This window comes from Pseudoalteromonas sp. SR44-8 (assembly GCF_014163635.1).
Classification (GTDB): Bacteria; Pseudomonadota; Gammaproteobacteria; order Enterobacterales; family Alteromonadaceae; genus Pseudoalteromonas; species Pseudoalteromonas rhizosphaerae.
This window is the reverse complement of record NZ_JACJDS010000007.1, coordinates 15,142-32,395: the sequence shown is the minus strand read 5'-3', so window position 1 is coordinate 32,395 and position 17,254 is coordinate 15,142. Positions and strand designations below refer to the sequence as shown.

18 protein-coding genes are annotated in these 17,254 nt (G+C 40.5%); 13 read left to right on the top strand and 5 right to left on the bottom strand.

Features of this window, described 5'->3' with window-relative positions; genetic code table 11:
* Positions 1–50: 50 nt before the first annotated feature.
* Positions 51–785: a dienelactone hydrolase family protein gene (locus H5183_RS04790; protein ID WP_182731073.1), complete on the top strand. Its 735-nt coding sequence runs from the start codon at positions 51–53 to the stop codon at positions 783–785.
* Positions 786–793: 8 nt separating this feature from the next.
* On the opposite strand, the gene H5183_RS04785 is transcribed toward H5183_RS04790, so the two are convergent.
* Positions 794–1,717 carry a LysR family transcriptional regulator gene (locus tag H5183_RS04785; protein WP_149980844.1) on the bottom strand — a complete coding sequence of 308 codons (924 nt, stop codon included), beginning with the start codon at positions 1,715–1,717 and terminating at the stop codon, positions 794–796.
* 144 nt (positions 1,718–1,861) lie between these two features.
* On the opposite strand from H5183_RS04785, the gene H5183_RS04780 reads away from it, so the two are divergent.
* From H5183_RS04780 to yghU, 3 genes are all read left to right on the top strand, one after another.
* A complete protein-coding gene (locus H5183_RS04780) occupies positions 1,862–2,545 on the top strand; it encodes a type 1 glutamine amidotransferase domain-containing protein (RefSeq protein ID WP_149980845.1) in 684 nt (227 codons plus the stop codon).
* 103 nt (positions 2,546–2,648) lie between these two features.
* The gene (locus H5183_RS04775) at positions 2,649–3,245 is read left to right on the top strand and encodes a rhomboid family intramembrane serine protease (RefSeq protein ID WP_145237407.1); all 597 of its coding nucleotides are present in this window, start codon (positions 2,649–2,651) and stop codon (positions 3,243–3,245) included.
* A gap of 235 nt (positions 3,246–3,480) precedes the next feature.
* On the top strand, positions 3,481–4,320 hold the full coding sequence (gene yghU, locus H5183_RS04770) for a glutathione-dependent disulfide-bond oxidoreductase (protein ID WP_182731072.1): 840 nt from the start codon (positions 3,481–3,483) through the stop codon (positions 4,318–4,320).
* 44 nt (positions 4,321–4,364) lie between these two features.
* Here yghU and H5183_RS04765 read toward each other — a convergent pair whose 3' ends face one another.
* A complete protein-coding gene (locus H5183_RS04765; protein ID WP_182731071.1) occupies positions 4,365–4,868 on the bottom strand; it encodes a DUF6622 family protein in 504 nt (167 codons plus the stop codon).
* Between the two features lie 361 nt (positions 4,869–5,229).
* Here H5183_RS04765 and H5183_RS04760 point away from each other — a divergent pair, with 361 nt between their 5' ends.
* Entirely contained in the window at positions 5,230–5,829 is a 600-nt protein-coding gene (locus tag H5183_RS04760) for an FMN-dependent NADH-azoreductase (protein ID WP_182731070.1), read from the top strand.
* A gap of 219 nt (positions 5,830–6,048) precedes the next feature.
* Positions 6,049–6,477, top strand: coding sequence for an OsmC family protein (locus H5183_RS04755; RefSeq protein ID WP_145237444.1), 429 nt, complete (start codon positions 6,049–6,051; stop codon positions 6,475–6,477).
* Positions 6,478–6,584: 107 nt separating this feature from the next.
* On the opposite strand, the gene H5183_RS04750 is transcribed toward H5183_RS04755, so the two are convergent.
* Positions 6,585–7,196, bottom strand: coding sequence for a flavin reductase family protein (locus tag H5183_RS04750; protein ID WP_145237753.1), 612 nt, complete (start codon positions 7,194–7,196; stop codon positions 6,585–6,587).
* Positions 7,197–7,290: 94 nt separating this feature from the next.
* On the opposite strand from H5183_RS04750, the gene H5183_RS04745 reads away from it, so the two are divergent.
* Positions 7,291–8,604, top strand: coding sequence for a DASH family cryptochrome (locus H5183_RS04745; RefSeq protein WP_145237447.1), 1,314 nt, complete (start codon positions 7,291–7,293; stop codon positions 8,602–8,604).
* Between the two features lie 80 nt (positions 8,605–8,684).
* On the opposite strand, the gene fucP is transcribed toward H5183_RS04745, so the two are convergent.
* Complete coding sequence (fucP, locus tag H5183_RS04740) at positions 8,685–9,992, bottom strand: L-fucose:H+ symporter permease (RefSeq protein WP_145237450.1); 1,308 nt, start codon at positions 9,990–9,992, stop codon at positions 8,685–8,687.
* A 288-nt stretch (positions 9,993–10,280) separates the two neighbouring features.
* Here fucP and H5183_RS04735 point away from each other — a divergent pair, with 288 nt between their 5' ends.
* The 6 genes from H5183_RS04735 (at position 10,281) to H5183_RS04710 (ending at position 16,907) form a co-directional block, all read left to right on the top strand.
* Entirely contained in the window at positions 10,281–11,438 is a 1,158-nt protein-coding gene (locus tag H5183_RS04735; RefSeq protein WP_220493207.1) for an ROK family transcriptional regulator, read from the top strand.
* A gap of 463 nt (positions 11,439–11,901) precedes the next feature.
* On the top strand, positions 11,902–12,867 hold the full coding sequence (locus H5183_RS04730) for a carbohydrate kinase (RefSeq protein ID WP_182731069.1): 966 nt from the start codon (positions 11,902–11,904) through the stop codon (positions 12,865–12,867).
* 169 nt (positions 12,868–13,036) lie between these two features.
* Positions 13,037–14,551 (top strand): cryptochrome/deoxyribodipyrimidine photo-lyase family protein, encoded by a 1,515-nt coding sequence (locus H5183_RS04725; RefSeq protein ID WP_182731068.1) that lies wholly within the window; start codon positions 13,037–13,039, stop codon positions 14,549–14,551.
* Positions 14,541–14,693, top strand: coding sequence for a DUF2256 domain-containing protein (locus H5183_RS04720; RefSeq protein WP_182731067.1), 153 nt, complete (start codon positions 14,541–14,543; stop codon positions 14,691–14,693). The genes H5183_RS04725 and H5183_RS04720 overlap by 11 nt, the downstream gene beginning before the upstream one ends.
* 141 nt (positions 14,694–14,834) lie before the next feature.
* Complete coding sequence (locus H5183_RS04715; RefSeq protein WP_182731066.1) at positions 14,835–15,389, top strand: zf-TFIIB domain-containing protein; 555 nt, start codon at positions 14,835–14,837, stop codon at positions 15,387–15,389.
* A 375-nt stretch (positions 15,390–15,764) separates the two neighbouring features.
* Positions 15,765–16,907, top strand: coding sequence for a N(5)-(carboxyethyl)ornithine synthase (locus H5183_RS04710; protein WP_182731065.1), 1,143 nt, complete (start codon positions 15,765–15,767; stop codon positions 16,905–16,907).
* A 62-nt stretch (positions 16,908–16,969) separates the two neighbouring features.
* Here H5183_RS04710 and H5183_RS04705 read toward each other — a convergent pair whose 3' ends face one another.
* Positions 16,970–17,233 (bottom strand): biotin/lipoyl-containing protein, encoded by a 264-nt coding sequence (locus tag H5183_RS04705; protein WP_182731064.1) that lies wholly within the window; start codon positions 17,231–17,233, stop codon positions 16,970–16,972.
* Between the last annotated feature and the right edge of the window lie 21 nt (positions 17,234–17,254).

Sequence of the window (17,254 nt, the reverse complement as noted above, 5' to 3'; positions counted from 1 at the left end):
TTATCGCGCTCAGTTACCATATATTTTATATTATTTAACTGAGCGCTTTTATGATCATCCAACACCACCATGCAGACTTGCCTACCCCAACAGGTTTAATGCGCACCACGGTTTACCGCCCCGAAATGTCAGGGCAATTTCCCGCGATTATTTTTTATTCTGAAATATTTCAGCAAACCGCGCCTATTGCTCGCAGCGCTGCACTTTTAGCAAGCCATGGTTTTGTAGTACTTGTGCCAGAAGTGTTTCATGAGCTAAACCCTATCGGGACAGTGCTTGCTTATGATGATGCGGGTAAAGATAAAGGTAATAACGATAAGTGGGCAAAATCACTTGAATCCCACGATAGCGATACCCAAGCGTTGCTCGACTTTGTACAAACACAAGATTATTGCACCGGCTCTGTAGGTACTATGGGTGTCTGTATTGGCGGTCACTTAGCTTATAGAGCCGCATTAAACACACACATAAAAGCCGCATTTTGCTTATATGCCACCGACATTCATAGCGATACACTCCCCGCACAAGCCGGTAATAACTCGTTTGAACGCATGGCTGATATACAAGGTGAGATTCACTTTATTTGGGGAAAGCAAGACCCCCATGTGCCACAACAAGGTCGCGACAAAATTTATCAACAAGCTGTTAGTATGGGTATTAATTACCAATGGCAAGAAGTTAACGCCCAACATGCCTTTATGCGTGATGAGGGTGAGCGATACGACGGCGCACTAGCAATCACCATGTACCAGCAAGCCGTTGCATTATTTAACCGTACTTTGTAAGCCATAAATTAGACATTTTTAAGCATACCCAATGCGGTATGCCTTTTTATAAAATAATCTTTTAAATAATCGATAAATAAGCGCAGCTTCTTAGAATCGGCGCCGCCGGGTGGAAATACGCCGTAAAGTTCTATATCTTTACTTTTATAGTCATCGAGTACAATTTCCAATAGCCCAGCTTGAACTTTTGGCCATGCATCGTAAAGTGGAATACGCCCGATACCATGGCCTGCTTCAACAAAAGCAGTTCGCGCCGCAGCGTTATTAGTCCTTAAACCACCTTGCATAGTTAAGTTATGCTTTTTACCATCTTTTTGTAGCGTTAATGTTTTACTGCCGAGCTGATACACCACCCATTGATGTTCGCTTAATTGCGCTGGAGTTTTAGGTTTACCGTAATGGGCAAAATAATCTGGCGAGCCACAAATACAGGTACTCATCGTAGTGAGTTTAGTCGCTTGTAAATTGGAGTCACTAAGCGCCACACCGCGAATCGCAAAATCAAAGCCATTTTTAATAATATCAATCACTTCGTCACTTAACTGTAAATCAATATCGATTTTGGGATACTGACGTTTAAAATCATTGATTGCAGGCACAACCAACTGCATACCGACATTCACCGGGCAGCTAATTTTAAGTAAGCCTTGTGGTTCGCTTTTTATATTTTCTATTTGCTGTTTAGCCGCATTAGCTTGCTCAGTAATAATTCTGCAGCGCTCATAATAAGCAATCCCCGCTTCGGTCAGAGCCATAGTTCGCGTTGAACGATTAAGCAGCGTCACTTCCAGTTGGGTTTCTAATTTTTTTAAGTGATAACTTGCCACTGCACGAGTAAACCCCAATTGTTTGGCGGCCGCCGTTAAACTGCCCTGCTCTACAATTTGTGCAAATACCACCATACTTTTGAGTTGCTCAAACGATACCTTCATAAGATCTCCTATACTGACTTACTTTATTGTATCAATTATTAAACCAATAAAGTTGAATTTATCATCGTTGTTTAAAGTAACCTTAGTGCATATAGTAGTTAGTAAGATAAATTAAAAATTTAAATCATCAGAAGGAATATGGTTATGGCTAAAAAAATACTTATGGTTCTTACCTCTCATGCAGAGCTTGGCAATACCGGTCATAAAACGGGCTTTTGGGTCGAAGAATTTGCGGCTCCTTATTATGCATTTATTGATGCCGGTGCTGAGGTTACACTCGCATCAGTAAAAGGCGGGCAACCACCGATTGATCCAAATAGCGCCGCACCTGATGCCGCAACAGATGCTACAAAACGTTTTGATAACGACAGTGCAGCACAAACATTGATGGCCAATACAAAAGCGCTTGGTGATGTAAATGCCAGCGACTTTGACGCCGTATTTTACCCAGGCGGTCATGGCCCATTATGGGACTTAGTTGACAATACAGACTCAATTTCATTGATTGAAGACTTTATCAAAACAGAAAAACCTGTTGCAGCTGTTTGCCACGCAAGTGCCGTGTTTTTAAATGCTAAAAATTCAGATGGCAGTGCATTGGTTGCAGGTAAGAAAGTAACTGGCTTTAGCAACAGTGAAGAAGCCGCAGTGCAACTTACTGACATTGTTCCATTGTTGGTAGAAGATGAGCTGATCAAAAAAGGCGGTGATTACCAAAAAACGGATGATTGGGGTGTGCTCGCATTAGTCGATGGCTTATTGATCACCGGTCAAAATCCTGCCAGCTCTGAGCTTGCAGCGCAAAAACTGCTGACCCAATTAGGCTAATTCTTTAATATTGTAACTAAAGCCTTGCTTAACCCAGCAAGGCTTTTCAATTAAGCATCAGGATAGGTATACTCAGTCAAACATATTTAAAATTAAGTGATGTATGGCAAACCCAAAAAGCTCTTTGAGCATTCCTCCTCTAGTCAGTAAACGCTTTACGCTTATTGGTATTATTTTATTGTGTGTTTTACTGCAAATTATTAATAGCTTACCAGGCGTTAACTTAAATGGATTAGGTATTTACCCTCGCAGTCTAAGTGGCTTAACGGGTATTTTTTTCGCGCCTTTTTTACATGGCGGCTGGGCACATTTGCTTAGTAACTTAATCCCATTTGCAGTGCTTGGCTGGCTAGTCTGCCAATATAGCGTCAAACGGTTTTGGGCTGTATTTATCTTTACTGCTGTGGTTGGAGGATTACTGGTTTGGCTATTTGGTCGCGCTAATATTCACGTTGGCCTGAGCGGTGTACTTTATGGCTTGTGGGGCTTTTTAATTTGCTACGGCATTATGCATCGGTCATTTAAGGCCATTGCTATTAGTGTCGCGGTGGTATTTTTATATAGTGGTTTAATTTGGGGTGTTTTGCCACAGCGTCCCCATGTGTCATTTGAAAGCCACCTGTTTGGCGCACTCGCTGGTATTCTTATTGGCTATTATTTAGCAAAACAAGATAAGAAAAGCGCAAGTTACAAGCTTTAAAGTTAGCAAGGTTAAAGATAAAATATTAACCGTCATTATCTCGGATTAAATAAATTTGCGCTTTCTCTATTTCGGTTAGCGCTTTATACCCTCGTGGATAAGGCCATCCATGACCTCATCTAAATGATCTTCATATTACCAATGAAAGTTATCTTTGCTTCCCTTGCTCTAAATGATCAACTAGGATGGGTTGTTCGTAACCTTAATTAAAGTAACCAACGTTTAAGGAGTTTTGATGAGTAACAGCGAAAACTATACCCCGCCTAAAGTATGGCTGTGGGACGCGGAAAGTGGCGGTGACTGGGCAAAAATAAATCGACCAATTGCAGGCGCTACGCACCAGCAAGATTTACCCGTTGGTGAGCACCCTCTTCAGCTTTACTCACTGGCAACCCCTAATGGCCAAAAAGTCACCATCATGCTTGAAGAACTATTAGAGCTTGGTATCACTGAAGCCGAATATGATGCGTTTTTAATTAAAATCGGCGATGGCGATCAATTTGGCTCAGGCTTTGTGGGTGTTAACCCTAATTCAAAAATTCCAGCGCTGATGGATCACAGTACGACCCCTATAACGCGGGTGTTTGAATCAGGTGCTATTTTACAATACTTAGCAGAGAAGTTTGATGCGCTAGTGCCAAGCGACCACACCAGTAAAACCGAATGCCGTAACTGGTTATTTTGGCAAATGGGATCAGCACCTTATTTAGGCGGTGGTTTTGGTCATTTCTATGCCTATGCACCACACAAAATGCAATATCCTATTGACCGATTTACGATGGAAGTTAAACGCCAGCTAGATGTATTAAACCGCCATTTAAGTGATCATGATTACATGGCTGGTAGTGACTATTCAATCGCAGATATTGCTATTTGGCCATGGTATGGCTCGCTGGTATTGGGATATTTATACGACGCCGCCGAGTTTTTAGATGTTGAATCATATACCCACGTGATGCGCTGGGCAAAACAGATTGAACGCCGCCCTGCAGTAAAGCGTGGTCGCAGAGTTAACCGGACTTGGGGCCCAGAAGATGAGCAACTAGCCGAGCGCCACAGTAAAAGCGACTTTTAACGAAAACCTAACAGCGCGATTAGTATGACTAACCGCGCTGTTACTTATGCTGGCTGTAAATCTATTTGGTTATTTCTCGCCTGCAGGATCTGTAAGCCGCGAGCTAAGAATATGCCACTTAAAATACCGTAAATCGCGCTGACAATAACCATAAATTCTGTACTTTGCGTAACTGCTAGTTGTATTGCCAACATCACTCCAACACAATATTTAGTAAAGAAAATGGCCATTATTAGTATAAATGGTACTTTGCTACCAGGTATATGAAACACATGCTGCTCACTTATGTAGCGCACTCCCTTTGGCAAACCGAATTGACGAGCGACTCCCCAACCAAGTACTAAACACACAAACCAAACTGCTAATGCAATTACACCAGAAAATGCGGAGTACACCCCAAAAACTGACAGGCCAGCCATTGCGACAGGTAACACACAAACACTGCGTAACGTGACCTCTCTTGCTCGGGTTTGTTTGACACCAAGCACAATCAGGCCGGCAAATAACGCGAACACCCACAGCGGTGTATGTTTAATTATATCAATCACTAAACTTCCTTTTTATTGTTGTTATTGCTTATTGTATTAGTGCCTTGAGCTTAATCTTATTTAAATAATTAATAAAGTTACAATTACATTTTTTTAACCTTTATATACGTAGCAAGCTTAAGGGGCCATCTCGATGCTAACTTAGAGAATAGTAAAAGGCGACGACAAACAAATATCGCAGAGTGTAATCGCCATCATTTCAGTCGTAGCAAAACAACAGCGCAATTTGATAACCAAAAACCACTCAGCAGCAAACTAAAACATTCTCTTAAATCGAATGGTTAAGCCATTAAATTGCATTGTTAATTTGTAATATAAAAGGATATGCTCTTATTAGTAATTTACAATTAAAGGAACGGCTATGAAGAACGTATTATTAATCAACTCATCACTCAACGGTGAAAACGGTAATTCACATCAGCTTAGTGAGCAGTTCATTGCTGAGCTTACACAAAAAACTGACATTACAGTGACTCGTCGTGATGTTGCCGAAAACTCATTACCACACCTAACTCAAGCTGAAATGGGCGCATGGATGACAGAGCCTTCACAACGCAGCGATGAGCAAAACAAACTGGCTGCTATTTCTGATGAGTTGGTCACTGAGCTGCAAAATAATAAGCTCATCGTGATGGGCGTCCCTATGTATAACTTTGGTATTCCATCTACATTAAAAGCGTGGATCGATCGTGTTGCTCGCGCTGGCATTACGTTTAAATACACTGAAACAGGCCCAGTTGGGTTAGTTGAAAACACTAAAGTAGTTATTCTTGCTGCTCGTGGCGGTATGTACTTAGGTACTGATATGGATACGCAAACTAAGTATCTAAAAGACTTTTTTGCATTTTTAGGTATCAACGATGTGGACTTTATTTATGCTGAAGGCCTAAATATGCCAGGTGGTGATGACAGCAAAAACGCAGCTAGTAAAGAAATTTCAGATTACGTATCGGCACTTTAATTTTTTGATAAACAAGCGGTCAGTAAGGACCGCTTTTTAGTTAGCCATGCTGATTTCATTTATTACACATTCTTATCGTCAGTGGATCCGTGTAACTCAACATTCAATACTTTTGTAAACTTGGTGCTTATGTTGCAACACTCTCTATAAACCGCCCATTTCGCTATGCAAAGGTGAAATCTTTTCACAGTTAGCGAAATTATTACAAAGGAGATGAGTATGACGATTAAGAAATCTGCACAATCACATTGGTCTGGCGATATTAAATCTGGTAAAGGTCAAATTAGCACCGAAAGCGGCGCTTTAGATAATCAGCCCTATGGTTTTAATACGCGCTTTGAAGATAAAGCGGGCACTAACCCAGAAGAACTAATAGCTGCGGCGCACAGTGCTTGCTTTAGTATGGCGCTATCACTTGCGTTAACTGAAGCAAATTACGTTGCTGATGATATCACCACCAGTGCAGTGGTTAGTTTAGATGAAGTGGATGATGGCTTTGAGGTTAGTCATATAGCCTTAAGTGTAGAGGCAAAAATTGCCGGTATTGCTGAATCAGAATTTAAAAAACTGTGCGAGCAAACCAAACAAGGCTGCCCTATCTCAAAATTAATGAATGCTGAGATATCTCTCACTATGGCACTCAACTAAGCTAAAAAATTAACCGTATATAAGCCAAGTAATTATTACTTGGCTTTTTACTGCACGGTTTTTACTATACGTAAAAGGTATAAACATAAAATAACGTAAAATTTCAGCTAAATCTCTGGCCTAGCCAAGCTAAATAAATCATGCGTTGTCGTAAAGTAATCTCCGCCCATTTTACCAACGGTATTTAAAGCTCTTGGGTCAATATAGCCGTTAACAAGTACACTTTCATCAATATAAATACCAACTACATTTAATAACATCATTTGCCCGCCACCTGCTTGTTCAGAAATAGTGACCACGTCACGTAAGCTACATTCATAACGAACCTTAGCTGCTGCCACCCCCAATGGAGTTACTGATTGACTTGCACATGATGCGATCCCCACAGCCGTAAATTCACTAGTTTGCGAAGAAAAATTACCGCAACTTTGATTCATTTGCTCCACCAGATTATGACTGACCACATTGATAACGCACTCTTTTGTGGCCAGTAAATTGTTTAAGGTATCCTTGTTTTGATTCTCAGCTGGATTTACCTGAGTCACACTCAACACTGGCGGGTTTACACTTGCCACGGTAAAAAATGAATACGGCGCAATATTCGCCACGCCATCACTACTTAACGTGCTTATCCATGCGATAGGCCTTGGCGTGATCCCACCAACCAATTTACTGTATGCCCCTTTTTGCTCGTCAGGATCAGTTAAATCAAAATACATCATCACCTCATTAAATTTAAACTCATTAAACTAAACGCCTTTTCACTTTGTTACGTATTAAAGACAAAGTAAATGAAAAAAACGCTTTATTACTATGACACACTCTTTGTACTGGTTTACTAACGATTTACGACTAAGCGATAACGCACTAATCTCTCTTGCTGCAAAGCAAGATACAGCACTTAGCTTTATATATTGTGTTGACCCTCAATGGTTTAAAAGCAATCACCATGATTGCCAATCAATGGGACAACATCGCTGGCAGTTTTTAGCGCAATCTTTACAACAGTTAAACAATACTCTGAAAGACTATGGGCAACATTTAGTGATCTACCATCAAGCTGCTCATGAGGTGATTGAACATTATTATCACCATCACAACGTGCGTACTCTATATTGCAGTGAACAAATTGGTTACGATGAGCAGCAAACGCTACTCAATGTAGCGAAAAATCATGGTGATCTTGTTATTAAACAAGCTAATACATTTACCTTATATGACAACCAGCAACTTCCTTTTACTATTAATGAACTGCCAGCAACATTTAGCCAATTCAGAAAGCTAATTGAGCAAACAACGCCCACTATAAATACACTTTTAGATCCTCCAGTGTACATAGCCAGACCTTTAATTGCTCCAATGCCTTGGCCAACTACATTGCCTAATGTCAGTAAAGAACGAACGTTATTCGCAGGTGGTGAACAAAGTGCGACTGATCATCTAGCTGATTACTTTTCAAGTGCTAATCCATCTACCTACAAAGAAACTCGCAACGCTTTAGCTGGTATTGAAAACTCAACCAAGTTTTCTCCTTGGCTTGCTAATGGCTGCATTAGTGCTCGGCAAATAGTCAACGCTTTGCGTAATTATGAGCACATTCATGGCGCAAACGACTCAACTTACTGGATTTATTTTGAATTACTGTGGCGTGAATACTTTCAACTATACAGCCTGCGTTATGGCAATAAGTTATTTTCTTTTGCCGGAATTACAAAGCGTAAGCCACTAACCAGTTTTTACCCACAGCGATTTAAGCAATGGTGCACAGGCACAACACCGTATCCCATTGTCAATGCATGTATGAAACAGCTGAATAAAACCGGCTATATGTCAAATCGTGGCCGGCAATTAGTTGCAAGCTGCTTGGTAAACGAGCTCAAGCTAGATTGGCGCTTTGGCGCTGCTTATTTTGAACAACAACTGATTGATTACGACGTGGCATCTAATTGGGGAAATTGGCAATACCTTGCAGGTGTTGGCGCGGATCCTCGTTCGGGTAGGCATTTCAATTTAGTAAAGCAAACTCAAACCTACGATGCTAATAATCAATTTATTAATCACTGGCAAGGTGATGAGGTACACGCCATAGACTCGTTAGATGCCGCAGATTGGCCGTTAAGCAGTTAATAATGCTTAAAGAATAGCGGTGGTGAGAATAAAAGTTGTAGCACACAAAACCGAGCCTTTAAGACTCGGTTTTGTACATTTTAGCAAGGTGCAACATTATTAAATGTTCTAATTTTTGTTTTTAAATCAAATGCTGCATAACCAGCCACAATAATAAAACAGCCTGCTGGCACAATATAAGAAAAAGCGACACTGAAGGTATCAATAAATACAGCCTGTACCACGGGTACTATCGCTCCACCTAAAATAGCCATTACTAATCCGGCAGCACCTAACTTTGCATCATCGCCTAAACCATGTAATGAAATTGCGTAAATAGTGGGAAACATTAACGATAAACAAGCCGATATACAAACTAAAGCCCAAACGCCACTTATAGTTGGCATTTGCACCATATATAAACATAGTAGCGTCGCAATTACAGAGGTTGCCATTAATAGTTTTGCTGGTCTAATAAATCCCATAAGCCATGTCATCACAAACCGAGAGAACAGAAAAGTGATCATACTGTATTGCAAAAACGTTCCACCGGTCACTTCGTTTGTATCAAGTGCTTCCATAACGTATTGAATGGTAAAGGTCCATACACAGGTTTGCGCTGCAACATTAAAAAACTGCGCAATAACGCCAAAGCGATAATGTGTATTTTTAAATAATCGTTTAAAGGTTGCACGAAAATCGACATGCTTAGATACCTTTTTTTGCTTGCAAAAGTTAGGTGTTTTAGTAAATGCAATTGCCAGCCAAATAAGCACAAGTACGCAAGCCATACCCACATAAGGCACCATAACCGCATCTAGTTCTGCTTTTATTACCTGAGTTAGTTGCTCAGCGCTCATAGCTGCACGCTCATCTGAGGAAGCTATATTTAGGCTAGGTAAAATAAGGGTTGCGGCTAAAAACACACCGATATTAGTACCAACAGGATTGAAAGATTGCGCTAAATTTAATCTACGGGTTGCACTTTGCTGATTTCCCATTCCCATCACATAGGGGTTTGCTGAAGTTTCTAAAATAGATAGACCACCAGCTAACACAAATAAAGCGGCTAAAAAAAAGCCGTAAGTCATTGCTTGGCTTGCGGGATAAAACATAAATGCCCCCATCGCAGCCATGCCTAAGCCTGTCAATACTCCCGTTTTGTAAGAAAAGCGTTTATTTATATAAGCGGCAGGAATGGCTAAACAAAAGTAGGCGCCATAGTAGCTAAACTGTACAAGTGCCGATTGCACTGAAGACATAGTAAATATTTTACTAAATACTTTAACTAACGGATCAGTCATATTTGCTGCAGCACCCCATGCTGCAAAGCAAAGTACAAGCAAAATAAAGGGAACCACCATCTCCTTAGAGACAAGAGGTGTTTTTGTATGTGTGTGTGTGGTCATTGCCATGTCTCAGTTGTTAACTTTGAGTAAAGCATTTAAACAGGTAAATATCACCTCGTCAATAAATCAACTATAGTTATTTATTACATTTAACAATACTTAATTGTACTCTGTCGTTAATTTAATATTAAATGATCAGCACAGTAATAAAACCAATGCTGTCGCCAAGTATGTCCGCTCAGTGTACAATTAGTTAAGTTATTCAAGACAATAACAGATTAGACAGGAATCATTATCAAAGCTAAAAACCCTCGACTCGTCTCACAAGAAGGCCGAAGCCAATCTGGCTTGCGTGCTCACAATGAACGTCGAATTATGTCTTTAATTCGTCAACAAGGGAGTGCGCCAAAAGCCGAGATAGCACAAAAAACGGGTCTTTCTGCACAAGCCGTTACAGTTATTATCAATAGCTTAGAAGCCGAGTCGTTATTAATAAGAAAAGAGCCACAGCGTGGCCGTGTTGGCCAACCCACGATTCCGTTTGCCTTAAATCCTGATGGTGCTTTTGGCATCGGCTTAAAAGTTGGTCGCCGAAGTTATGATTTAACCTTGATTGACTTGGTCGGAAATATACGCGCAACCTTAAATGAATACTGTGCCTACCCTACTGTAAATAGTCTGCTCACTTTTCTAGAAAAAGGTATCAGCGTACTTAAAATGAGCTTAAGTGACGAGTTAGCCGAGCGTATTCTAGGTATTGGTGTTGCAACTCCTTTTGAAATTTGGAATTGGACTGAAGAAGCTGGCGCACCAAAGAAAGTAATGAATGAGTGGAAGTCTTTCGATTTTAAACAAAGAATCAATCAGATCATCTCTCTTCCTGTCTATGTATGTAATGATGATACCGCAGCATGCTCAGCAGAGCTCAGCTTTGGTAACCCAGCTCGCTTTACCGATTTTTTATACATTTTTATTGGCACTTTTATTGGTGGTGGAGTCGTTATAAATGAAACCTTATTTACCGGTAAAAAAGGCAATGCGGGAGCTATTGGCTCATTACCAAGGCCTGTACTCAATAGTGAAGGCCAACTAACATCGCAACAGCTGATCATGCAGTCTTCGCTGTATATCCTTGAAAAAATGCTTAAAGATGATGGCTACAATACCGACATAGTGTGGAGTTCAAAAGAATATTGGGGAGATTTAGGCCCTGTTTTAGATAAATGGATAGATCAAGTTGCAGATGGCCTTGCCTATGCAGCACTGTGCTCACTAGCTATTTTTGATTTTGAAGCCATTGTGATTGATGGTGCAATCCCTATCAATGTAAGAGAGAAAATAGTATTAGCAACAAAGTTAAAATTAAGCCAAGCCGATCATCGTGGCATTTATCGCTGTGCCGTACAAAGCGGCTCTATTGGTGCTAAAGCTCAATCAATAGGTTGCGCTAACCTACCGTTAATTATAAACTTTTCTCAAGATAACGTCAGCCTTTCCCACAACTAGCTTCCAATAAATTTATCAAGCAGCCGGCGCTATTCGCCGGCGCTTTGATATTCTGGATTACCCGCAAATAAATTCAATTAAATAACTCCATAAACTTGTACAAAAAAATAAGTAATAATAGTTGATTTATTGCTTTTAGTTCTCTACATTCTATTTACAAATTTGCCCAAACTGGTGAGGCGGGTTGATAAAACAGCAAGTTTGTAATCACACGCAACAAAAAGCAAAAAATGGTTTAGGATTTGGGCACATAATCGTAACGGGTACATCTGGTCAAAAAAGAGTGAATCTATCAATGCCATTAACCCAGCTAAGTTAGCTGGCTTGATTCGAGAAGATACATAAAGCGACGTATTTTTTGACACCAAAATCAATAACTGTCTTGGTGGTCAAGGCTTAGATTTAACCAAAGGTATCGTTTAAAACAAGACGATACCCTGACAATTTTTATAGGAATAACGTAATGGAAGTAGTTGCAATTGGTGAAGCCTTAATTGATTTACTCTCAAATGATTGTATAGATAAAACAGTATTAAGCAGCGAGCTAGGATTCACTCAATTTGCAGGAGGTGCGCCCGCAAATGTAGCTGTCGCCGTAGCAAAGTTAGGCGGTTTGAGCTCATTGCTTGGTAAGGTAGGCGATGATCCGTTTGGTCGTTTTTTAATAAAGGCACTCGATACACATAATGTTAAAACATCACATGTTAGCTTTTCTAAAAAGGGTAAAACTGCACTAGCCTTTGTCTCATTAGATGAAAGCGGTGAACGTACATTTGATTTTTACGATAAAGACGCCGCGCATTATGATTTGCAGATTTCCGATTTAACCCCCTCTTTATTTGCAGCCCCTAAAATAGTGAGCTTTTGCTCAGGCTCTTTAGCTAAGGCTAACATATTAAATACTACGTTAAATGCACTAAAACACTTTAAAGAAGCAGACTCGGTTACATGCTTTGATATTAATTTTCGACCTGCCTTTTGGGATGAACCACTTACAGCCCCATCCATTATTAATGATATAGCTAAAACGGTTGATGTTATTAAAGCAAGTAAAGATGAGCTGATAGCCCTGTATGGCATTGAGCATATTGAAACCGCAATAAAAAGCTGGGTAGACAATGGCGTGTCATTGGTTTTAATGACTGATGGTGGCGAGCCAATTACATTTTCCTCATGCTCATTTAGTGGTACATATCCTTGTCCACCAGCGAATGTCGTAGATACCACAGCTGCCGGTGATGCTTTTGTAGGCGGTTTTTTATACCAAGTAGCTTCGCTAGTAAGTGATAAAAACGAATTTACTGATTGGGTCAATAATTTTGAAAACGTATTAAAAGCAATCGACTTTGCAACTAAGTGTGGCGCCTCAACTGTCGCAAAGTTTGGTGCATTCGACGCTTTACCAACGCAGCAAGACCTGTCTGCCTGAGCACTTACAATCAAGCAGCCTATTTGTAACCTCTATACTAACGACTAAAACTCATATTTTTAGTTTTAGTCGTCTAACAAAATCGCTTTTAAACTACTTTTACATTTAATACGTATAAAACTATTTATGCCTAATTATTTATAAACGATACGGTTTTGATATCACCAGTATGAAAGAAAAAATAAACATAGTCTGGTTTAAACGTGACTTACGCCTAAGCGATCATCAGCCTTTAAAAAATGCGTTTAGTAATGGCCTGCCCACACTATTAATTTATAACTTTGAACCTTTACTGCTTGACGATGGGCATTACAACGAGCGGCATTGGCGCTTTGTCTATCAATCAATTGTTGATTTAAATACCCAACTAGCTCGCTTTAATAGCCGCGTGTATATATTTAATGAAGACATGCAAACCCTGCTTGAATCGCTTCACTCGCAGTTTGCAATCACAAACATTTTTAGCCATCAAGAAATAGGGCTAAACAACACTTTTGAACGTGATAAAACCATTAAAGCATGGTGCCAACACCATCATATTAACTGGTTAGAGTCGCCAACCGGGGCTGTGATACGTGGCAAAAAAAATCGCCACAATTGGAACGAACGCTGGCAACAAACCATGCAAGCACCTATTGCTATACCTAACTGGAAGCAAATAAAGCCACTCCCCCTTACTGACTATAAAACACCCAAGCTGCCTAGTGCCTATACGCAAGATAATGAATATTTTCAGCATGGGGGCCCACGACTTGCCCGTGAAGTAATGCAAAGTTTTTTTGCTGAACGCGGTAAGGGTTATCAAAAAGGAATATCTAGCCCTAGTTTAAGCCGTACTCATTGCTCTAGGCTATCGCCCTATTTAGCGTGGGGAAATATCAGCCTGAGGCAACTGTATCAAATGGCGATTGACGCATACCATAGCACTCATGCTGATAAAAAAGGTTGGCAGCGCCCGCTTGCTGCATTTGTATCTCGCCTGCACTGGCATTGCCATTTTATGCAAAAGTTTGAAAGCGAATGCAGCATGGAATTAAGAGCATTAAATCCGGGGTACCATGCATTTCCATATCGTGATGACGCACAAGTTACTAGCGATATTGAACGCTGGGCACAGGGGCAAACCGGTATTCCTATTATTGATGCCTGTATGCGCTGTTTAAAAGCCACCGGTTATATTAATTTTAGAATGCGCGCTATGTTAGTTAGTTTTGTTACGCATCATTTAAACATCAGCTGGCAACATGCAAGCCTGCCGTTGGCTAACTATTTTTTAGACTTTGAACCGGGGATCCACTACCCGCAAATACAAATGCAAGCATCGGTTACGGGCATTAATACTATTAGACATTACAACCCGATTAAACAATCTGAGGATCAAGACCCAACCGGAGCGTTTATAAAAAAATGGTGCCCAGAGCTTGAAAAGCTGCCTGTAGAATACTTGCATGAACCTTGGGAGCAAACACCCATGGAAGCATTATTTAACGACTTTAAACTAGGTGACGATTACCCTGCACCGATGATTGATTTAACCAAAGCGTCTAAAGAAGCGAGAGAACGGCTTTGGCAATATCGCGAACGTATTGAGGTTAAGCGCGCTATTCCTGCGATTTTAAAAAAGCATGTAAGCATCGCCCCTAGATCAAAAAGTACAAAGAAAAACCATCACAATGGCTCATAAAAAACTAACTTTACCGCAAAAAACCTGCCCCACTTGCAAACGTGATTTTGCTTGGCGTAAAAAATGGCAGCGCGACTGGGATAACGTAATTTACTGCTCGCAGCGCTGTAAACGCAGTAAAAACGAAGAGTCAACGCGCTAGCTAAAATTTGCAGTTAAACAGAACAAAGCTTTGTTATTGATTCTAAAAATACGGTAACATCATTGTTATTATTAATAATAAATAGCAATAATTATCCTAACGGTGGTTTTTCAGGGTAAGTAAAATAAATTAAGGGATACTATGAATTGTACTAATTGTGGTAAAGGTTTACTTAAACCTAGTTTTATTGAAGGTCAATTTCGTTCGCACACATGCACGCACTGTAATGGCCACTGGATACTAATCGAAGACTTTGCAGCTTGGAAAGAGCGTAACCCAAACTTTGCATTTGCTGACAATATCTCATTCGAAGCCGACGCTACAGACACTAAAAAAGCATTAATTTGCCCAGTATCGGGGGTCATTATGCGTAAGTTTCGTATTTCTTCATCAACTGACCATCGTATTGATTACAGCGCACCAGTAGGTGGGATCTGGTTAGATGCAGGTGAGTGGGAATTACTAAAAGAAGAAGGCTTAGCTGGTACTTTGAATGCAGTAGTAACACAGCAATGGCAAAACCAAATTAGAGAGCAAAGTACCAAGCAAAACTTTAGTGACATATATGCTGATAAATTCGGCGCAGACACTTATACAAAAGTGAAAGAACTCAGAACATGGCTTAATGCACAACCGCAAAAAGCAGATTTGAGAGCCTACCTAATGGCTGAAGACCCATATTCTGCAGAAAAGTAAGCTGCTAAAAAAGTGGGACTCGCTGTATCGAGTCCTTTCATCACAAAATACACCACAGTCATTGTACTTGTTTAATTTTCTTATTGCTGTGTTAACCGCATGCGCCACTGTTTTACTGTTATACTTAAATGCTAATACGCAGAAGCCAATCGCGGCTATGTCATATTTACTTTCAACTTGTCATTCTATGCAAGTTAACCACCTGATTTAAAACCGCTTTATATTAAAAATACTAATTTAGTAAATAACAAAACCCTTTACTGAGACCATTGTTTACAGTCAAGTGTTTCGCTTGCCTGTAAAACAGCCCACAGTTTGTTGGCGAAGTAGCATCATTCGTTTATGAACTCAGCATACTTTAAACAAGGCGATAGCATGAGTGAATTAACTATTGGCGTAATTGGTACGTCACGCAAGACAGATGAACGACGTTACCCTATCCACCCAGACCACCTTAAGCGCATTCCAGAACAACTTAGAAAACAACTGATCTTTGAACAAGGCTACGGCGAAGCTTTTAATGTGAGCGATGCGCAAATAGCCGCATTAACCGCTGGTGTTGCAAGTCGCAGTGATATTTTAACCCAAATAGGCACCGTGATCATCGCCAAACCGGTGCTTGCTGATTTACAAGAGCTACGTGAAGGTGGAACCCTTTGGGGCTACGTACATTGCGTACAGCAACGCGAAATAACCCAAGCTGCACTTGATAGAAAACTCACTCTCATTGCGTTTGAAGATATGTTTGTATGGTCGCCACAAGGCAATGTTGGCCGTCATACTTTTTATAAAAATAACGAAATGGCCGGCTACTGTGCGGTATTACATGCACTGCAGCTTAAAGGCATTGACGGACATTATGGTGATCAGCGTAAAACCATCATCTTTAGTTTTGGTGCTGTTAGTCGCGGTGCAATTTATGCACTCAAAGCCCATGGTTTTAGAGATATTACGATTTGCATCCAGCGCCCCGATCACGAAGTACGCGAAGAGATCCTGGACTGCCATTACGTTAAAGTTCGCCAAGGCCAACACGATGAAGCACGGATGATGGTGGTTGAACACGATGGGACGCAACGGCCACTAACGGAGCTCATTAGCGAAGCCGATATTATCGTAAATGGCACTTTTCAAGAAACTGCAAACCCAGTTAATTTTGTTATTGAATCTGAAGCGGACTGCCTAAAAGCAAACAGTTTAATTATAGATGTAAGCTGTGACGAAGGTATGGGGTTCTTTTTTGCTAAACCGACCACATTTGCAAATCCGATGTTTCGCTATGAAACCGTTGATTATTACGCGGTTGATCATACACCTAGTTATTTATGGGAAAGCGCAACACGTTCAATCTCAGCCGCCATGATTGTATACTTACCTACAGTATTAGCAGGCAAGGCACAATGGCAAAAAGATGAAACTATCCGTCGTGCGATTAATATTGAAGACGGTATAATCAAAAATACTGCGATTCTAGCGTTTCAAAAGCGCCAATTAAACCCGCCTTATAATGCACTTTAGTTATTAAACATCAATAAACACGCCGAGCAGCTAATCCTGCTCGACGAGTTCATCTGTAAGAGTCATTGTTCTGATGTTGTTTGCTCACCAGCAACTTTTTCTCTCAGTTGCATCACCACTTGCTCTGATATAGCTAAATCGCCTTGCTTGGCACTAAAGCTATGAACAACCCCGGCAGAGGCAGCAACCACTTCCAACACCACTTTATCAAAATCAACATCAAATAAAGTTTGGTCTCGTGCTACGGCATCCCCCTCATTAACGTAAATTGCCGAAATCGTAGCCTTACCCATCATTCCTTGTAGTTCAGGTACTTTGATATCCATATTGCTTCCTTTGTGGTTAAT

Coding starts and splice junctions, on each gene's coding strand:
- H5183_RS04790 (WP_182731073.1), top strand. CDS start 51: ATGATCATCCAACACCACCATGCAGACTTGCCTACCCCAACAGGTTTA.
- H5183_RS04785 (WP_149980844.1), bottom strand. CDS start 1,717: ATGAAGGTATCGTTTGAGCAACTCAAAAGTATGGTGGTATTTGCACAA.
- H5183_RS04780 (WP_149980845.1), top strand. CDS start 1,862: ATGGCTAAAAAAATACTTATGGTTCTTACCTCTCATGCAGAGCTTGGC.
- H5183_RS04775 (WP_145237407.1), top strand. CDS start 2,649: ATGGCAAACCCAAAAAGCTCTTTGAGCATTCCTCCTCTAGTCAGTAAA.
- yghU (WP_182731072.1), top strand. CDS start 3,481: ATGAGTAACAGCGAAAACTATACCCCGCCTAAAGTATGGCTGTGGGAC.
- H5183_RS04760 (WP_182731070.1), top strand. CDS start 5,230: ATGAAGAACGTATTATTAATCAACTCATCACTCAACGGTGAAAACGGT.
- H5183_RS04755 (WP_145237444.1), top strand. CDS start 6,049: ATGACGATTAAGAAATCTGCACAATCACATTGGTCTGGCGATATTAAA.
- H5183_RS04750 (WP_145237753.1), bottom strand. CDS start 7,196: ATGTATTTTGATTTAACTGATCCTGACGAGCAAAAAGGGGCATACAGT.
- H5183_RS04745 (WP_145237447.1), top strand. CDS start 7,291: ATGACACACTCTTTGTACTGGTTTACTAACGATTTACGACTAAGCGAT.
- fucP (WP_145237450.1), bottom strand. CDS start 9,992: ATGACCACACACACACATACAAAAACACCTCTTGTCTCTAAGGAGATG.
- H5183_RS04730 (WP_182731069.1), top strand. CDS start 11,902: ATGGAAGTAGTTGCAATTGGTGAAGCCTTAATTGATTTACTCTCAAAT.
- H5183_RS04725 (WP_182731068.1), top strand. CDS start 13,037: ATGAAAGAAAAAATAAACATAGTCTGGTTTAAACGTGACTTACGCCTA.
- H5183_RS04720 (WP_182731067.1), top strand. CDS start 14,541: ATGGCTCATAAAAAACTAACTTTACCGCAAAAAACCTGCCCCACTTGC.
- H5183_RS04715 (WP_182731066.1), top strand. CDS start 14,835: ATGAATTGTACTAATTGTGGTAAAGGTTTACTTAAACCTAGTTTTATT.
- H5183_RS04710 (WP_182731065.1), top strand. CDS start 15,765: ATGAGTGAATTAACTATTGGCGTAATTGGTACGTCACGCAAGACAGAT.
- H5183_RS04705 (WP_182731064.1), bottom strand. CDS start 17,233: ATGGATATCAAAGTACCTGAACTACAAGGAATGATGGGTAAGGCTACG.